Source organism: Achromobacter sp. Marseille-Q0513 (assembly GCF_018195695.1).
Classification (GTDB): domain Bacteria; phylum Pseudomonadota; class Gammaproteobacteria; order Burkholderiales; family Burkholderiaceae_B; genus Achromobacter.
The window spans coordinates 1-463 of sequence record NZ_JAGTJY010000515.1; the positions used below are offsets into that span (position 1 = coordinate 1).

The 463-nt window shown below is 62.6% G+C and carries 1 protein-coding gene; it reads right to left on the reverse strand.

Going from position 1 to position 463, the window contains the following annotated elements; genetic code table 11:
• Positions 1-130: 130 nt before the first annotated feature.
• Positions 131-463, reverse strand: a 333-nt coding sequence (locus tag KDH83_RS31550; protein ID WP_212323109.1) for a penicillin-binding protein activator LpoB, incomplete at its 5' end; no start/stop codon positions are given.

Genomic DNA, 463 nt, shown 5'->3' on the forward strand with positions numbered 1-463 from the left:
GGCCAGGTCGGTCACGGCGATCTTCGGCTCGGCGGCGCGGGCCGCCGGCAGCAGCGCCGCGCACAAGGCCAGCGCCGCCGTCAAACGATGGGATTTCAGCATCGCACTGCCTCTGTAGTCTGGGCGCGGATCAACGGCGCGTGGTCTTGCGGATTTCCTTCTCTTCCTGCCACTCCACGGTGCCTTCCTGCACGTCATAGAGCTTGAGCGTCATCTTGTAGTAGACGTCCTTGACGCCGCTGGTCTGCTTGACGATGGAGGTGATCTCGCCTTCCAGCGCGTACTTGGCGCCGACCATGTTGCCCATCTTGGCCTTGCCCTGGTTCTTGTACAGGCCGCTCTGGTTCTGGCGCTGGAGTTCCTCCACGCCCGACTGCAACTCGTCCATGCTGCGGGTGAAGCGCACCTTGCCGCTCTTGACCAGCTGCGTCTGGATGGTGTTCATGATCGACTTGGTGTCGAT